We start from the raw sequence: 14,716 nt of genomic DNA on the forward strand, positions 1-14,716 counted from the left end.
CTTACCAATCTTTCTTTTTATAATTTAAATACGCCAAAATCAAACTTAAAACACCAATAACTATCATTAAAAAACCATTCAGGATGGCATCTAACATAATAGCTTCAGATAAATGCAGCACTTCTAAAAGAATTAAAACCACCATAAATACTGTAAGTATTCTAAGTGTTAAAAGTTTAGTTTTCATGTTTTTTTCTTCTTCTTTTTAGCTGCAGGAAATAAAACATTATTCAGTATTAATCGATAGCCGGGAGAATTTGGATGTAACTCCAGCTCGGTTTTAGGATCTCCTACTCGATGCTGATAATCCTCTGGATCGTGACCTCCATAAAAAGTAAAAAATCCTTTTCCTTTTACACCATGGATATACCTTGCCTCTCCATTTACCTTATTCTCTCCCATCACCAACACATTAGCTTTTATATTATCCGGGTTATACGCCGTGGTTTGCCCCATAAATCCCTTAACCAGTCTTGTATGATTTTGGGTTAACATCGTAGGAATTACGTCCCACTTTGCGGAATAGTCCATAAGGGTGAAATAATCTTTCTCCATAGGCACCGCTCTTTTGGCAGTCATATCTATAGACGAAAACTCATAGACCATAGGGTTTCTTTCCAGAATAAAATCAGTAAAAGCGAAAGAGTTTGTAAAATCTAACTTCGATTGATAGCCGGGATCACTAGGATCCCCATCAAACATAGGTTCAGCTATATCGGTATTTTCAGCGGCAAGCGCAATATCAAAACTATCGGTTGCGCTACACATGGCAAACATAAATCCGCCCCCAACGACATAATCCCTAATCTTTAAAGCTACAGCCAGCTTTTCTTCAGATACTTTACGGTAACCTAAATTTTCGGCCAGAGCCTCTGCATTCTTTTTATCTTCAATGTACCAGGGGGCAGTTCGATAAGCTCTGTAAAACTTCCCGTATTGCCCGGTAAAATCTTCGTGATGCAAGTGTAACCAGTCATACAGAACAAGTGCATCATTTAAAACTTCGGTGTCATAAATAGTTTCGTAAGGAATTTCAGCATAGGTAAGCGCCATGGTTACCGCATCGTCCCAGGGTTTATTCCCTTTGGGTGAATACACCGCAATTTTTGGAGCCTTTTCTAAAATCACACTTTCCTTATTTTTAGAAGGACTGGAAATTTCATCTAATATGGCCAATGCATCATTATCGGTTAACATTTCAAAAGAAACACCTCTAATTTTGCATTCTTTTTCTAAAAGATCTTCGGCATCAAAAAGAAAAGAACCACCGCGATAATTTAATAACCACTGCGCTTTAATCTGATGCTCCAAAGCAAAATAGGTAATCCCGTAGGCTTTAAGATGATTTTGCTGCGTATCCGGATCCATTGGCACCAAAATCTTATTGGCAAAACCGGTCAGACCCAAAAAGAAAAAGACAGTAAAAAGCATTAATGCCTTAAACTGTCTTTGGTTATTTTTTACTTTTCTAAATTTAGAACGGAACGTCACTATCATCATCCTGATTAAAATCATTCATCGAACTTCCAAAAGCTTCATCTGCACTTGGACTTGGAAGATTACCGCTTCCAAACTCGTTATCACCGTCTCCATCATTCATTTTTGAATGAAATTCGAAAGGCGAATCAAAGTCTTCTAAGTTATCAAATTTACCAAGATGACCAATAAATTTAAGACGGATATTTTCCAAACCACCGTTACGGTGTTTTGCGACAATAAATTCTCCCTGTCCTTCTGTTGGAGATCGCTCTTCATCATCCCACTCCTCAATTTTATAATATTCAGGACGGTAAATAAAGGATACGATATCTGCATCCTGCTCGATCGCTCCAGATTCCCTAAGATCTGATAGTAAAGGTCTTTTACTACCCCCACGGGTTTCTACCGCACGGGATAACTGAGAAAGTGCAATTACCGGAACATTTAATTCTTTTGCCAGTGCCTTTAGGTTTCGGGAAATCGTGGAAATCTCCTGTTCACGGTTTCCTCCTTTTTGCGTTCCCCCGGCAGTCATCAACTGCAAATAATCGATGACGATTAACTTTATACCAAATTGAGAGGCCAGTCGGCGTGCTTTCGCTCTAAGATCGAAAATAGACAACGAGGGGGTATCATCAATAAAAAGCGGTGCTTTTTCAAGGTCTTTTACCTTTACGTTAAGCTGCTCCCACTCATGTTTTTCAAGATTACCCGTTCTTAGTTTTTCCGAAGAAAGTCCGGTTTCCGAAGAAATCAATCGAGTAATTAACTGTACCGAGGACATCTCCAGCGAGAAGAAGGCTACCGGGATGCCCTGTCCTACTGCGATATTCCTTGCCATCGATAAGGTTAGTGCTGTTTTCCCCATACCGGGACGAGCCGCTACAATAATTAAATCTGAAGGCTGCCATCCCGAAGTAAGTTCATCTAACTTATCGAATCCTGATGGAACACCACTTAATCCTTCTCTGTTTGATATATCCTGAATCCTTGCTTTTGCCTGAATCACCAGACTTTGTGCAGATTCGGTAGACTTTTTAATATTTCCCTGAGTCACCTCATACAATTTGGCTTCAGCAGAATCTAAAAGGTCAAATACATCTACACTTTCATCATAAGCTTCTTCAATAATTTCCGCAGAAATTTTTATCAGACTACGTTGGATATATTTCTGTAAAATGATCCTCGCGTGAAACTCGATATGGGCTGAAGATGATACTCTTTGGGTAAGCTGAATGAGGTAATAATCACCACCTGCCTTTTCAAAATTCCCATCCTTCTTGAGCTGGTTGGAAACCGTTAATAAGTCAATCGCCTCGGTATTTTCAAAAAGCTTGAAAATAGCTTCGTAAATAAGCTTGTGCGAGTTCTTATAAAAAGCATCAGGGTGTAAGATATCGATAATCTCATCTACCCCTTTTTTATCGATCATCATCGCCCCAAGCACAACTTCCTCTAAATCAACAGCCTGAGGAGGTATCTTCCCCTTCTCGAGACTAATTACATTAGAATTCTGTTTATTATATGCTGGTGATGTTGCGATTTTTTCCATAGCACGAATGTAACCAATTTGCTAAGTAGTTCTTAAGAAAATAGCGATTTCTAGTTCACTACTATTAAACAATCTGGTTGTTGAAAACTTTATTTTTTTGTTAATAAGGCCAAAAAAATCCGAAACGTTTGTTTCGGATTCCCTCACCTATTATGATTTTTAACGGGTTAGTCTTGATAGACACCCATTTCCAAATATTTATCCATTCTGGAACTTATCAAATCTTCTTTTGATAAACTTTTTAGTTCTTCAAAAGCTTTCAAAATAGATTTTTCCACAGCTTTAAAAGCGCCGTCGCGATCACTATGTGCACCACCAAGTGGCTCTTTTACGATCTCGTCAATAAGCTTTTGCTTTTTCATATCTTCAGCTGTAAGTTTTAAAGCTTCAGCTGCAGTTTCTTTATATTCCCAGCTTCTCCATAAGATAGAGGAACAAGATTCAGGAGAAATTACAGAATACCAGGTATTCTCTAACATCAAAACTCTATTCCCCACACCTATTCCTAGCGCACCACCACTGGCTCCTTCACCAATAATCACAACAATAACCGGTACACTAAGACGTGTCATTTCTAGGATATTACGAGCAATAGCTTCGCCCTGCCCTCGCTCCTCGGCCTCCAGTCCAGGATAAGCTCCGGGAGTATCCACAAAACATACTACAGGAAGATTAAATTTCTCTGCAGATTTCATTAAGCGCAAAGCCTTGCGGTAACCTTCTGGATTAGCCATCCCAAAATTACGGTACTGCCTTGTTTTGGTGTTATAGCCTTTTTGCTGGCCAACAAACATAAAACTTTGATCACCAATTTTCCCCAGACCGCCAATCATGGCTTTATCGTCTTTTACACTTCGATCGCCATGTAATTCTAAAAATGTATCACCACAAATAGCATTAATGTAATCTAAGGTATAAGGACGGTTAGGATGTCTGGACAACTGCACTCTTTGCCATGCAGTTAAATTTTTATAGATCTGTTTCTTTTTTTCCTGAAGTTTTTTCTCGATTTGCTTGCAGGTAGCAGTTACATCCACCTCGCTTTCCTCGCCAATATTACAGGCGCGCTCGTACTGCTCTTCAAGCTCTTTAATCGGTAATTCAAAGTCTAAATATTCCATAAGTAGCTATGGTTGTTTTAATTTGAGCCTACAAATATAACAAACTTTAAATCGAAGAATTAAAGCCTGAGCTTAATTATTTTTATTAACGTTTCGCTTTTAACAATAAAAACACTGCCAGTATACCAAATGAGATATTAGGAATCCAAACCGCCAGTAGGGGTGAAAAGGTTGACTGCTCTGCTATTGTACCAAAAACTTTATCAAAAAAGATAAAAATAAAAGCCAGGGAAATCCCTACAGCAAGATTTACGCCCATTCCGCCACGACGCTTCATCGAAGATACTGCTACAGCGATGATAGTAAGTATAAATGCCGAAACTGGAATACTAACTCGCTTATAGGCAGCTACCAGATACATATTCATGTTACCCGATCCACGCCGACTTTCTTTTTTTATAAATTCATTGAGTTCAGAGAAACTTAAAGTCTCAGCGATATAGGTTTCTGGCGTTAATTCATCAAACTCAAAAGGCAGAATCGTATCTAATTTAGCTTGATTACTCATGATATCTCCATTTTCACCAATAATTCTTTTATCAACATTGGTTAAGGTATACGTAGAATCTTCGGTATTAAATTTCAATCTGGAGGCACTTATTTTAAATTTTAACTGATTACCTTCAAAATGCTCTATCACAAAGTTATTGGCGGTATGTGTTTTGGGACGAAAATGGCTGGCATAAATCACTTCATTATCATTCACCTGCCGATATACATCTTTAGTTTCCTGGGTTTCGTGACCTCTTTTTAAATACTCGTATTTAAATTCATTAAAGCCCTTACTTGCTTTTGGAGCCAAAAACATACTTAGTCCTAAGGCTGCAATACACACGATAGTAGCTCCAATAATATAGGGTCTTAAAAATCGATAAAAAGAAACTCCACTACTTAAAAAAGCAATAACTTCAGTATTATTGGCCAATTTTGAGGTAAACCAAATAATGGATAAAAATAAAAAGAGCGGAAATAGAAGATTGGCAAAATAGATCGTGAAATTTAGATAGTATTCGGCTACCTCAACAAAAGGAACTTCATTTTCAAGAATCTTATCTATTTTTTCAGCAAGATTAACCGTTATCCCAATAGGGATAAATAATAACAGCATCATACTGAAGGTTCCTAAGTAGCGCTTTAAAATATACCAGTCTAAAATTTTCAAACTACGATGTTTTTATAGTCTTTTATCCATTTGTTTTACCATCATGTCTTTCCAGGCTCTAAAATCTCCTGCTAAGATATGCTTTCTGGCCTCGCGTACCAGCCAAAGATAAAAACCAAGGTTATGAATTGTTGCAATTTGCTTGCCAAGCATTTCATTAACGGTAAATAAATGCCGAACGTATGCTTTCGAATATTGGGTATCTACAAAAGTAATCCCCATATCGTCTATGGGCGAAAAATCGTCTTCCCATTTTTTATTCTTGATATTAATGCTGCCGTGTGCTGTGAAAAGCATGCCGTTTCTTGCATTTCGGGTGGGCATTACACAATCAAACATATCGATACCAAGGGCAATATTCTCTAAAATATTGATAGGCGTACCTACTCCCATTAAATATCGTGGTTTATCTTCAGGAAGAATCTCGGTCACCACCTCGGTCATAGCATACATTTCTTCCGCAGGTTCCCCAACAGATAGACCTCCTATCGCATTTCCTTCAGCATTTCTGGAGGCGATATATTCCGCAGACTGTCTTCTTAAATCTTTATACGTACTTCCCTGAACAATTGGAAATAAAGTTTGATCGTATCCGTAAAGTGGCGGTGTTTCCCCAAAATGTTTAATACACCTGTCCAGCCAGCGATGCGTCATATGCATCGATCTTTTGGCATAATTATAATCACACGGATAAGGTGTACACTCATCAAAAGCCATAATAATATCGGCTCCAATCTCACGTTGAATTTCCATTACATTTTCTGGCGTAAAAACATGGTAAGAACCATCGATATGAGATTTAAACTTAACACCTTCTTCTTTAATCTTTCTTCTTCCTGAAAGCGAATATACCTGATAACCACCACTGTCGGTAAGGATATTACGATCCCAATTCATAAACTTATGAAGCCCGCCTGCTTTTTTAAGAATGCCGGTTTTAGGACGTAAATAAAGATGATACGTATTTCCTAAAATTATATCTGGATTAATTTCTTGCTTCAATTCGGTTTGATGTACTCCTTTAACAGAGGCTACAGTTCCTACAGGCATAAAAATTGGGGTTTCTATAACTCCATGATCTGTAGTTATCTTACCGGCTCTGGCTTTACTGGCAGGATCGGTCTTTAAAAGTTCAAATTCCATAAATTTTTTTAATGGCAGCAAAGATACTTAACATTTCTGCAAATTAAAGTATTAAGATATTCCAAAAATAAAATATAAATTTAACACTTATATTAAATACTCCTTCCCTTTAGTTTTGAGAAAGCATAATATTAGCTTATTTTAGCAAGAAATATTCACAACAATAACTATATAATGGCAAACATTGAAGAATTAAAAAGTTTTGCTACCCAAGTACGCAGGGATATTGTAAGACAGGTTCATAAAGTAAATTCTGGGCATCCTGGAGGTTCTCTTGGGTGCACCGAATTTTTTGTAGCACTTTATCAGGAAATAATGGATCACGATCCTAGTTTTAATATGGACGGAATTGGCGAAGATATTTTCTTCCTTTCTAACGGACATATTTCTCCCGTTTTCTACAGTGTACTTGCACGCAGCGGATATTTCCCTATTGAAGAGTTAGGAACTTTCAGAATGATCGATTCTCGCCTGCAAGGACATCCAACAACCCACGAGGGTCTTCCAGGAATAAGAGTTGCCTCTGGATCTTTGGGACAGGGTATGTCTGTAGCTCTGGGTGCTGCACAGGCAAAAAAATTAAATAAGGACAGTAAGCTCGTTTATTCCCTTCATGGAGATGGCGAACTGCAGGAAGGACAAAACTGGGAAGCTATCATGTATGCCGGAGCAAAAGGTGTGGATAATATCATCTCTACAGTAGATGTGAACGGCCAGCAAATTGATGGTAGTACAGATACCGTACTCAACATGGGAGATCTAAAAGCAAAATTCTTGGCTTTTGGATGGGATGTCTTAGAAATTGCTGAAGGAAATAATATCGAAAAAGTAATCGAAGGACTTAAAGAAGCTAAAGAACACACCGGCAAAGGAAAACCTGTTTGTGTTTTACTTACTACTGTGATGGGTAACGGAGTAGACTTTATGATGGGCACACACGAGTGGCATGGTAAAGCTCCAAACGATGAACAATTAGAAAGTGCGCTTGCACAGAATCCGGAAACTTTAGGTGATTACTAAATCCTCATTTCCAAAAAAGAATACAATGAAGAAATACACTTATACAGAAAAACAAGATACAAGAAGTGGTTTTGGAGCAGGGCTTGCAGAGCTTGGTAAAACCAACGAGAAAGTAGTTGCACTTTGTGCCGACCTTACCCCCTCCCTAAAAATGGCCGACTTTATCGAAGCTAATCCAGAGCGTTTTTTCCAAACAGGAATCGCTGAAGCGAACATGATGGGAATGGCGGCAGGATTGACTATTGGTGGCTATATTCCTTTTACCGGAACTTTTGCCAACTTCTCTACCGGTCGTGTTTATGACCAAATTAGACAGTCTATTGCATATTCAGGAAAAAACGTAAAAATTTGCGCATCTCACGCTGGGTTAACCTTAGGAGAAGATGGGGCAACCCACCAGATTCTTGAAGATATCGGACTTATGAAAATGTTACCGGGGATGACGGTGATCAATCCTTGTGATTATAACCAGACTAAAGCAGCAACAATTGCTATTGCTGAACATGAAGGACCGGTATATCTGCGTTTTGGTCGTCCAAAAGTACCAATATTTACTCCAGTCGATCAAAAATTTGAAATTGGTAAAGCTATTATGCTTAATGAAGGTACTGATGTTACTATCATTGCTACTGGACACTTGGTTTGGGAAGCGATCAAAGCCGGTGAAGCTTTAGAAGAAAAAGGTATTAGTGCTGAAATTATCAATATTCACACTATAAAACCACTCGATGAAGAAGCGATCATTAAGTCAGTTAAGAAAACGGGATGTGTAGTTTCTGCTGAAGAACACAACTTCCTTGGTGGTTTAGGGGAAAGTGTAGCCAGAACTTTAGCTGAGCATCAACCTGCCCCACAGGAATTTATTGCTACAAAAGATACTTTTGGTGAAAGTGGTACTCCTGAACAGTTAATGGAAAAATATGGCCTAAATGCCGAAGCTATTGTAGCTGCTTCTGAAAAAGTCATAAAACGTAAATAAAAGCTAAAAAACGTTAAATAAATATAAAACAAAGCCTTTTAAAATGATTTTAAAAGGCTTTGTTATTTTATACCAAAATTTTACCGCTTAAATTGCGTTTTATAACTAACTAATAATTTATATCATGAAAAATTTTTTAATCATTATGTTGTGCCTTGCCACTACTGGATTATGGGCACAATCAACCGAATTTGGTATTAAAGGAGGTTTAAATTATGGATCTACAGGAGATATCGATAACTTTTCAGACGCAAGGGAGGACTTCCCAGATATTACTAATGGAGAAAGAAAAGCAGGTTACCATTTTGGAATATTCGCAAATTTTGGAATTTCTTCATTTTTCATCCAACCAGAACTTGTTTATACCAAACTAACTACAGATTATGGGGCTTTCGACTATAACCTGGACAAAATAGATTTACCCTTATTATTAGGTGTCGATATTCTTGGCCCGTTAAATATTAAAGCCGGCCCTTCATTTCAGTATATCACCAATAACGAGATCGAGAATGGCTCTTTTAAAATTAGCGATGTAGAAAACGATCTTACCGTTGGCTATCAATTGGGAGCCGGTTTAAATTTAGGTAATTTAGGGATCGATGTAAGATATGAAGGTGCATTTACAGACAATACTGCTTTTAGAGAAGAGGCCAGCGATAACTTCGGTATAGACTCCAGGCCTTCGCAATGGATCCTTAGTTTATCCTTAGCACTTTAAAATAGTCACAAAGCAATGTAATAGTAAAAAATCAAGAATCGTAGAGTGACAATGAAGTATGAACTGGAAACGTTTTTTTATAAATAAAAGGCATTGTGATAATCCTCATGCCAGAGCATTATAAGCCTGTGCAAGTATCAATAAAAAAGCTCCTTTTAAAAAACTAAAAGGAGCTTTTTTATTGGTGAAACATATATATATTATTCTTCTTCTACCGGCTGAAAATAATCAGCATCCAGATAATTAGGTGTACCATTATTATTAGTATCTGGAAAAGTTATAGTACCATCGGCGTTGATAATGATTTCACGCCTTGTTGCTAAACCATCTCCGTCATCATCTGGATCGGAGTGATTTGGCAACCCATTTTCATCAGTATCATCATCATATACATCTCCATCTCCATCAACGTCTTCCATCCAGCTTGGAACACCATCCCCATCATGATCAGCTTCATTAACATTCAATAAATGAAATGTAAAAATTAATGGACTATAAGCCTTTCCCCCTTTTGGAGTATTAAAATACCCCAATCCAGAAGGAGTAAATAAAGCACCTATTCCATAATCGTTAGACCATTCTATCGTATTATCGGGATTTACACTATAATTTGAAGCGCTTTTAAATTCAGTTAAAGATTCTCTAAAAGCTGGGATTACTCCTCCTTCTCTATAAATTTGTCGTTGCCCTACACTATTAAAGTTTGCGTAAAGATAACCAATGAGATCAAACCAAACTGGTGAATTAATATTATTATCAAAAACCTCAGCATTCAGCAATTCTCCTTTATACCTTACGTAGGTAGAATCTGTAAAATGTGGTTTTTCCCCTGCACCTTCTCTAACTTTTAGCACATAAAGATTGTAATCTATTTCAGTTTCATTCACCTTATAAGTCACTTTTTTCGTCTCCAAAAGCGGTGATTCCAAAATAGATTTTTTATCACTGTTTTCTCCAGCAATGGTATCAAACACAATATTATAATCAAAATCTGGAGTGGGATTTTCAAATTCCTCGTAATTATAAAAATGCGTTGTTAAATATTCTACAATACTATCATCATCTATTACGGCCTGTTCCCGCTCATCCCTCAGTTCTACCGGCTCAACTCCGCCATCATCATCGTCATTACAGCTAGTGAAAATAAGGCCGGCCAAAGCAATTCCGGCTAAAAAATATTTGTTTAATCGCATTGTCTCGTTTTTTAAGGGCGCAAGATACAATAATCTTGTATTTTTGTTTATGATTATAGAACAGTTTTAAGGACCATTTATTATGAGAGTTGATAAATTTTTATGGAGTGTACGGTACTTTAAAACCCGAAGCATTGCCACCAATGCCTGCAAGCAAGGCAAGGTTAAAATGAACGGTAGTAACATGAAACCCTCTAAAGAGGTTTTTCCCGGTGATAGATTGCTAGTACGAAAAAATCAGATAGACTATCAGTTAGAGGTATTAGACCTTCCACCCAGCCGGGTAGGCGCAAAACTGGTCACTATTTATATACAAGACCACACGCCAAAAGAAGCTTTTGAAAAATTAGACCTTCTAAAATATTCTAAAGAGTATTACCGAAAAAAAGGAACCGGAAGGCCTACAAAAAAAGACCGCCGGGACATCGAAGACTGGTTTGATAATACCGGTGATACTGAAAATAAAGATCAAAATACTTAATCGCGTTTACATGAAAGAAAAGGTTCAGATTTTAAATCATGCTGAAATCGCTCAAAAAACCAAGCGTATCGCATTTCAGATCTACGAAAATAATATTAATGAAAAAGAGATTGTTCTTGCCGGTATTGCCCGTAAAGGTTTTAAACTGGCAAAAAGAATCCAGGCCGAATTAGAAAAAATTTCCCCGCTTCAAATTATTCTTTGTGAGGTAAAAGTAGATAAACAACATCCGTTGAATACTATAACCACCTCTATTCCACCAGAAAAGTATAGCGATAAATCAATTGTTCTGGTAGACGATGTTTTAAACTCGGGCACCACCTTAATTTATGGCGTACGCCACTTTTTAGACGTACCGCTAAGACAATTTAAAACAGCCGTACTGGTTGACCGTAATCACAAAAAATATCCTGTAAAAGCCGATTTTAAAGGTATCTCTCTATCTACTTCTTTAAACGAAATGGTGAAGATCACTTTTGAAGAAGGAAATGACAGGGCCGAGCTTGTTTAATCGAGCTTCGCTTTTATTTTTTCCAAAATCATTGTGGGTGTGGCATGATCTACATCCACAATGATTTTAGATTGATTATAATAATATGCTCTTTCAAAAAGATGTTTTCTTATAAACTCTTCCAACTGCTCTTTTGTATCAAGGTGACTAATTACTGGGCGGTGTACTTTTTCTAAAAACAATCGTTGCGTTAATTGTTCTACCGAGGCTTTTAAATACACAGTTATATTTTCAGGATCTGCTTTTATCAATTCAAAGTTATTTCCGTAGCATGGCGTTCCACCTCCAAGTGAAATAATCATATCTGAATTTGAAGCCAAAATATCCTTTAAAACGTCATTTTCCAGTTTCCTAAAATATAATTCTCCTTTTTTTTGAAAAATTTCATGAATACTGGTGCCTTCCATAATTTCAATCTGATCGTCCATATCAACATAGGGGTAACCCATTGAATCAGAAAGCATTTTACCAATAAGGGATTTTCCAGATCCCATATAACCATTCAGGAAAATTTTCATAGTCTAGCCGTTTTTTTCAAGTTAATTTTTACTGAAAGCAAATTTAATTTAAAATAAGCTTGAAAAATAAAAAATTGATTATATATTTGCACCCGCATTCGCAAAACGACGGATGTACAATTTAATGATCTGGTAGCTCAGTTGGTAGAGCATCTCCCTTTTAAGGAGAGGGTCCTGGGTTCGAGCCCCAGCCAGATCACTTTTTGTTCTTATTTTTTATTTAATATATTTTTGATCTGGTAGCTCAGTTGGTAGAGCATCTCCCTTTTAAGGAGAGGGTCCTGGGTTCGAGCCCCAGCCAGATCACTAATGATATGGGTGGGCGAGAAATTTATCTTGAGCGAAACCGAAAGAAGCCCCATCTAGATCACTTTTTTATTTTGAAGTTCTCCACTTTTTTGAAAATATTAAAGCCCGTTAAATTTTTAATGGCGCATTTGCCCAGGTGCTGGAATTGGTAGACAGGCATGGTTGAGGGCCATGTGTCCATTAGGGCGTATGGGTTCGACTCCCATCCTGGGCACTAATTAAAACTATATAGGTTTAGTTGCCAGCAGTTTACAACTTACAACCCTGTTACTTTCTCCGTATTTTCTCCATTTTTGTATTTTTTATAAAAATCTAACTATCCCGGAAATATTACTGCAAGTTGTGTCTTTGTGTGTACAAAAACATTTCTGCCCTATTGCATAGGAGTAGACAAAACTGAAAAAGTGAGGTATGGTGTTTGGGGCAATTAACTCCCAAAATTTAATCCTTTTGGTTTTTTTGTTCTAAAAATTTTTATGTTGCTTTCTTTAATATTGTTTTTTCGACTTGATATAGATTCTCTGGTTATTTTTTCCAAAGCCTTATAAACAATCTCAACACGAGGATCTCCTTTCAGGCCCACTTTGCTTTTTAATTTTTCTAATTCTTCTAATTGGGTGTTAGCCCATTTTTCCAATTCACCGGATTGAGAGTTAATTAAATCTCTATTTTTTTTAACGTCTTCCAATATTAGATCTTGGATGTAGTTTTTCAAATCTTTATCCGATAAAGCAGCCAATACTTTTAGGTCTGTAACTATGTTTTCTGGAATATCTATTAATTTTCTCATTACTTTTTTATTTTAAGCAAATATATACAAAATATATATTAACTTAATTAGACAATAATTTAAGCGCTCTTCTTTTTCTTCTGGTGTCCACATAGTAATAGTCTATATTGTCCCTCTGTTTTTTGCTATTCGCTCAACTGCTATGCGGTGTATCTTCCATATTGATAGCTTGCCTTTTTTGGTTTTTATAACCTCATTTTCTTTGACAAGCCCTTTATTTTCTATTTCTCGAAGCGCATAAGATTTAGCAGCTTTAGGTGAAATTTCGCCCCATAGTTTAGAATCACTGATTTCCCTAAAAGTGATCATGCCACGTCTTCGAAGCAATCGCTTTTTTAATTTTTCAGCATTCAGCTCTTTTATTCGTTCGTCCGCATAAGACTCTGGAATAATGACTAGATTATTTTCTTTTAAGTATTCCATGAATTCTTGAGTATTGATATATTTTTCCATTTTCCGCATGAACTTTAAATGATTCCTCTATTTTTTCCAATCCTTTCTACGGCTGCTCTATGAACCTTCCACTTATTCCCATCTTTAAATTTTTCGTGAGGAATAAGTTCTTCTTTGGCGATTGCTTCGACTCGGCTTTTACCGATATCTCCCCAGAGATTGGCGTCTGCAATCTCTCTAAAAGTTAGTGATTTTTTCCTCAGGTATTTTTGCTGCAGATTCTTAGCAGCGTACGATTCAGGAACAACAATTAAACCTTCGTTTTTTAATTCCTCAATAAATACCGGGAATAGTTCACGAACTACTTTTCTGATCAATGCTTCGTCCATCTATAAAATGCTTTTAATTTTTGCTACACGCCTTACTGCGGATACAGAAATATGATGAACTCCCCCTTTTAAAATTATTTCGTGGGTTTCCAACATTTTTTTAGCTGTTGCATAAACTCCTTTTTTAGTCAAGTAGCCCCAAAACTCTGAATCCGAAATTTCCTTATAAGTTAGATATTTTTTATTGATATACTTTTGCCTCAATTCATAAGGATTCATCTTTTCTTTTGGTTCTGCATGAATTTTTAAAAGTGGCGTGACGGTTTTAACTCCGTTAGTTTCTGTTGATCTGAACCCTAATTTTGGATGATATGGCCGTTCTTTAATTAGTGCACCGATGATTTCATTTAAAGTATTTAACTGCGTTAAAATAGACGTTCTCAAATCGGGTCGACTTTCGTATATGAAATGCAATCCTTCCCTGGTCTTCCAAAGATTATCCAAATGCTTTCTAAAGTCCTCATTATTTTTGAATAATTTATTAAGCTCTTTCATTTTAACTTATAGGTTTATTATGAATTATTTGATTTCCTCCTGGTATTTGGGTGATAGCATAACAATAAACTTTTTCGAATTTAAGATCGTTCGTTATAGTTTGGAAAGTTTCGCTTTCAGGATCCCATAGATTTGACTTCGGGCCATAGCTGATAAAATAATCAACCTTTCCAGTCTCCATAGAAATCATTTTTTTTATTTTCACCTGTTTGAGGTTAAATGAATTTGCAATTTTTAGTAAAGTTTCTAATGGTAAGTTTTTAAATCTGGTTATGATCTGCAAGTTTTGAAACTTGGGTTTATAGTAGACGTGTCCAACTTCAAAAATCCTTTCATTTTCTAACAACTGCGGTTCTTTAAAAATTCTCTGCTCAGCTTCTTCTGTTACCATTTTCTCAAGATCCGGATCAAATAGATCCAACATAATTTTTTTTGTAGTGAATTCAGCTTTCATATTTATAGG

Annotated in this window: 18 protein-coding genes and 3 tRNA genes; 8 read left to right on the plus strand and 13 right to left on the minus strand. The window is 36.6% G+C overall.

Annotated elements, in window-relative coordinates:
• Nucleotide 1 precedes the first annotated feature (1 nt).
• From AC13DP_RS02615 to tgt, 6 genes are all read right to left on the minus strand, one after another.
• Nucleotides 2–187 (minus strand): hypothetical protein, encoded by a 186-nt coding sequence (locus tag AC13DP_RS02615; RefSeq protein ID WP_347405845.1) that lies wholly within the window; start codon nucleotides 185–187, stop codon nucleotides 2–4.
• Complete coding sequence (locus tag AC13DP_RS02620; protein WP_347405863.1) at nucleotides 184–1,431, minus strand: asparagine synthetase B; 1,248 nt, start codon at nucleotides 1,429–1,431, stop codon at nucleotides 184–186. The genes AC13DP_RS02615 and AC13DP_RS02620 overlap by 4 nt, the downstream gene beginning before the upstream one ends.
• Before the next feature lie 43 nt (nucleotides 1,432–1,474).
• The gene (dnaB, locus tag AC13DP_RS02625; protein ID WP_049771414.1) at nucleotides 1,475–3,031 is read right to left on the minus strand and encodes a replicative DNA helicase; all 1,557 of its coding nucleotides are present in this window, start codon (nucleotides 3,029–3,031) and stop codon (nucleotides 1,475–1,477) included.
• Between the two features lie 167 nt (nucleotides 3,032–3,198).
• A complete protein-coding gene (locus AC13DP_RS02630) occupies nucleotides 3,199–4,152 on the minus strand; it encodes an acetyl-CoA carboxylase carboxyltransferase subunit alpha (RefSeq protein ID WP_013070395.1) in 954 nt (317 codons plus the stop codon).
• 85 nt (nucleotides 4,153–4,237) lie between these two features.
• On the minus strand, nucleotides 4,238–5,314 hold the full coding sequence (locus tag AC13DP_RS02635; protein ID WP_013070394.1) for an LptF/LptG family permease: 1,077 nt from the start codon (nucleotides 5,312–5,314) through the stop codon (nucleotides 4,238–4,240).
• A gap of 12 nt (nucleotides 5,315–5,326) precedes the next feature.
• Nucleotides 5,327–6,457: a tRNA guanosine(34) transglycosylase Tgt gene (gene tgt, locus AC13DP_RS02640; protein ID WP_013070393.1), complete on the minus strand. Its 1,131-nt coding sequence runs from the start codon at nucleotides 6,455–6,457 to the stop codon at nucleotides 5,327–5,329.
• A gap of 174 nt (nucleotides 6,458–6,631) precedes the next feature.
• On the opposite strand from tgt, the gene AC13DP_RS02645 reads away from it, so the two are divergent.
• The 3 genes from AC13DP_RS02645 (at nucleotide 6,632) to AC13DP_RS02655 (ending at nucleotide 9,174) form a co-directional block, all read left to right on the plus strand.
• Nucleotides 6,632–7,477 carry a transketolase gene (locus AC13DP_RS02645; RefSeq protein WP_013070392.1) on the plus strand — a complete coding sequence of 282 codons (846 nt, stop codon included), beginning with the start codon at nucleotides 6,632–6,634 and terminating at the stop codon, nucleotides 7,475–7,477.
• Nucleotides 7,478–7,502: 25 nt separating this feature from the next.
• Complete coding sequence (locus AC13DP_RS02650) at nucleotides 7,503–8,456, plus strand: transketolase family protein (RefSeq protein ID WP_228251545.1); 954 nt, start codon at nucleotides 7,503–7,505, stop codon at nucleotides 8,454–8,456.
• Nucleotides 8,457–8,580: 124 nt separating this feature from the next.
• A complete protein-coding gene (locus AC13DP_RS02655; protein WP_228251544.1) occupies nucleotides 8,581–9,174 on the plus strand; it encodes an outer membrane beta-barrel protein in 594 nt (197 codons plus the stop codon).
• 200 nt (nucleotides 9,175–9,374) lie between these two features.
• On the opposite strand, the gene AC13DP_RS02660 is transcribed toward AC13DP_RS02655, so the two are convergent.
• On the minus strand, nucleotides 9,375–10,367 hold the full coding sequence (locus tag AC13DP_RS02660; protein WP_228251543.1) for an FKBP-type peptidyl-prolyl cis-trans isomerase: 993 nt from the start codon (nucleotides 10,365–10,367) through the stop codon (nucleotides 9,375–9,377).
• 82 nt (nucleotides 10,368–10,449) lie between these two features.
• On the opposite strand from AC13DP_RS02660, the gene AC13DP_RS02665 reads away from it, so the two are divergent.
• Both AC13DP_RS02665 and AC13DP_RS02670 read left to right on the plus strand, forming a co-directional pair.
• Nucleotides 10,450–10,848, plus strand: a complete 399-nt coding sequence (locus AC13DP_RS02665; protein WP_483067266.1) for an RNA-binding S4 domain-containing protein — start codon at nucleotides 10,450–10,452, stop codon at nucleotides 10,846–10,848.
• A gap of 10 nt (nucleotides 10,849–10,858) precedes the next feature.
• The gene (locus AC13DP_RS02670; RefSeq protein ID WP_281682242.1) at nucleotides 10,859–11,359 is read left to right on the plus strand and encodes a phosphoribosyltransferase family protein; all 501 of its coding nucleotides are present in this window, start codon (nucleotides 10,859–10,861) and stop codon (nucleotides 11,357–11,359) included.
• Here the strand turns inward: AC13DP_RS02670 and AC13DP_RS02675 are convergent.
• Nucleotides 11,356–11,877 carry a shikimate kinase gene (locus tag AC13DP_RS02675; protein ID WP_013070386.1) on the minus strand — a complete coding sequence of 174 codons (522 nt, stop codon included), beginning with the start codon at nucleotides 11,875–11,877 and terminating at the stop codon, nucleotides 11,356–11,358. The two genes, AC13DP_RS02670 and AC13DP_RS02675, sit on opposite strands and share 4 nt — an antisense overlap.
• Nucleotides 11,878–12,003: 126 nt before the next feature.
• Here AC13DP_RS02675 and AC13DP_RS02680 point away from each other — a divergent pair.
• From AC13DP_RS02680 to AC13DP_RS02690, 3 genes are all read left to right on the plus strand, one after another.
• Nucleotides 12,004–12,076, plus strand: a tRNA-Lys gene (locus AC13DP_RS02680).
• Between the two features lie 34 nt (nucleotides 12,077–12,110).
• Nucleotides 12,111–12,183: transfer RNA gene (locus AC13DP_RS02685), tRNA-Lys, on the plus strand.
• A gap of 133 nt (nucleotides 12,184–12,316) precedes the next feature.
• Nucleotides 12,317–12,400, plus strand: a tRNA-Leu gene (locus AC13DP_RS02690).
• Between the two features lie 213 nt (nucleotides 12,401–12,613).
• On the opposite strand, the gene AC13DP_RS02695 is transcribed toward AC13DP_RS02690, so the two are convergent.
• The 5 genes from AC13DP_RS02695 to AC13DP_RS02715 all read right to left on the minus strand — a co-directional run bounded on the left by AC13DP_RS02695 (nucleotide 12,614) and on the right by AC13DP_RS02715 (nucleotide 14,707).
• Nucleotides 12,614–12,976, minus strand: a complete 363-nt coding sequence (locus tag AC13DP_RS02695; protein WP_347405852.1) for a hypothetical protein — start codon at nucleotides 12,974–12,976, stop codon at nucleotides 12,614–12,616.
• 102 nt (nucleotides 12,977–13,078) lie between these two features.
• Nucleotides 13,079–13,429 carry a hypothetical protein gene (locus AC13DP_RS02700; protein ID WP_347405853.1) on the minus strand — a complete coding sequence of 117 codons (351 nt, stop codon included), beginning with the start codon at nucleotides 13,427–13,429 and terminating at the stop codon, nucleotides 13,079–13,081.
• 14 nt (nucleotides 13,430–13,443) lie between these two features.
• Nucleotides 13,444–13,758 (minus strand): hypothetical protein, encoded by a 315-nt coding sequence (locus AC13DP_RS02705; protein WP_347405854.1) that lies wholly within the window; start codon nucleotides 13,756–13,758, stop codon nucleotides 13,444–13,446.
• The gene (locus tag AC13DP_RS02710) at nucleotides 13,759–14,253 is read right to left on the minus strand and encodes a hypothetical protein (RefSeq protein WP_483067267.1); all 495 of its coding nucleotides are present in this window, start codon (nucleotides 14,251–14,253) and stop codon (nucleotides 13,759–13,761) included.
• A 1-nt stretch (nucleotide 14,254) separates the two neighbouring features.
• Entirely contained in the window at nucleotides 14,255–14,707 is a 453-nt protein-coding gene (locus tag AC13DP_RS02715) for a hypothetical protein (RefSeq protein ID WP_483067268.1), read from the minus strand.
• Nucleotides 14,708–14,716: the final 9 nt, after the last annotated feature.

It is taken from the genome of Zunongwangia sp. L-65, assembly GCF_056859415.1.

What these genes read in the sequence shown, in the direction of transcription:
- AC13DP_RS02615 (WP_347405845.1), bottom strand. Translation starts at nt 187, where the DNA reads ATGAAAACTAAACTTTTAACACTTAGAATACTTACAGTATTTATGGTG.
- AC13DP_RS02620 (WP_347405863.1), bottom strand. Translation starts at nt 1,431, where the DNA reads ATGCTTTTTACTGTCTTTTTCTTTTTGGGTCTGACCGGTTTTGCCAAT.
- dnaB (WP_049771414.1), bottom strand. Translation starts at nt 3,031, where the DNA reads ATGGAAAAAATCGCAACATCACCAGCATATAATAAACAGAATTCTAAT.
- AC13DP_RS02630 (WP_013070395.1), bottom strand. Translation starts at nt 4,152, where the DNA reads ATGGAATATTTAGACTTTGAATTACCGATTAAAGAGCTTGAAGAGCAG.
- tgt (WP_013070393.1), bottom strand. Translation starts at nt 6,457, where the DNA reads ATGGAATTTGAACTTTTAAAGACCGATCCTGCCAGTAAAGCCAGAGCC.
- AC13DP_RS02645 (WP_013070392.1), top strand. Translation starts at nt 6,632, where the DNA reads ATGGCAAACATTGAAGAATTAAAAAGTTTTGCTACCCAAGTACGCAGG.
- AC13DP_RS02650 (WP_228251545.1), top strand. Translation starts at nt 7,503, where the DNA reads ATGAAGAAATACACTTATACAGAAAAACAAGATACAAGAAGTGGTTTT.
- AC13DP_RS02655 (WP_228251544.1), top strand. Translation starts at nt 8,581, where the DNA reads ATGAAAAATTTTTTAATCATTATGTTGTGCCTTGCCACTACTGGATTA.
- AC13DP_RS02660 (WP_228251543.1), bottom strand. Translation starts at nt 10,367, where the DNA reads ATGCGATTAAACAAATATTTTTTAGCCGGAATTGCTTTGGCCGGCCTT.
- AC13DP_RS02665 (WP_483067266.1), top strand. Translation starts at nt 10,450, where the DNA reads ATGAGAGTTGATAAATTTTTATGGAGTGTACGGTACTTTAAAACCCGA.
- AC13DP_RS02670 (WP_281682242.1), top strand. Translation starts at nt 10,859, where the DNA reads ATGAAAGAAAAGGTTCAGATTTTAAATCATGCTGAAATCGCTCAAAAA.
- AC13DP_RS02675 (WP_013070386.1), bottom strand. Translation starts at nt 11,877, where the DNA reads ATGAAAATTTTCCTGAATGGTTATATGGGATCTGGAAAATCCCTTATT.
- AC13DP_RS02695 (WP_347405852.1), bottom strand. Translation starts at nt 12,976, where the DNA reads ATGAGAAAATTAATAGATATTCCAGAAAACATAGTTACAGACCTAAAA.
- AC13DP_RS02700 (WP_347405853.1), bottom strand. Translation starts at nt 13,429, where the DNA reads ATGGAAAAATATATCAATACTCAAGAATTCATGGAATACTTAAAAGAA.
- AC13DP_RS02705 (WP_347405854.1), bottom strand. Translation starts at nt 13,758, where the DNA reads ATGGACGAAGCATTGATCAGAAAAGTAGTTCGTGAACTATTCCCGGTA.
- AC13DP_RS02710 (WP_483067267.1), bottom strand. Translation starts at nt 14,253, where the DNA reads ATGAAAGAGCTTAATAAATTATTCAAAAATAATGAGGACTTTAGAAAG.
- AC13DP_RS02715 (WP_483067268.1), bottom strand. Translation starts at nt 14,707, where the DNA reads ATGAAAGCTGAATTCACTACAAAAAAAATTATGTTGGATCTATTTGAT.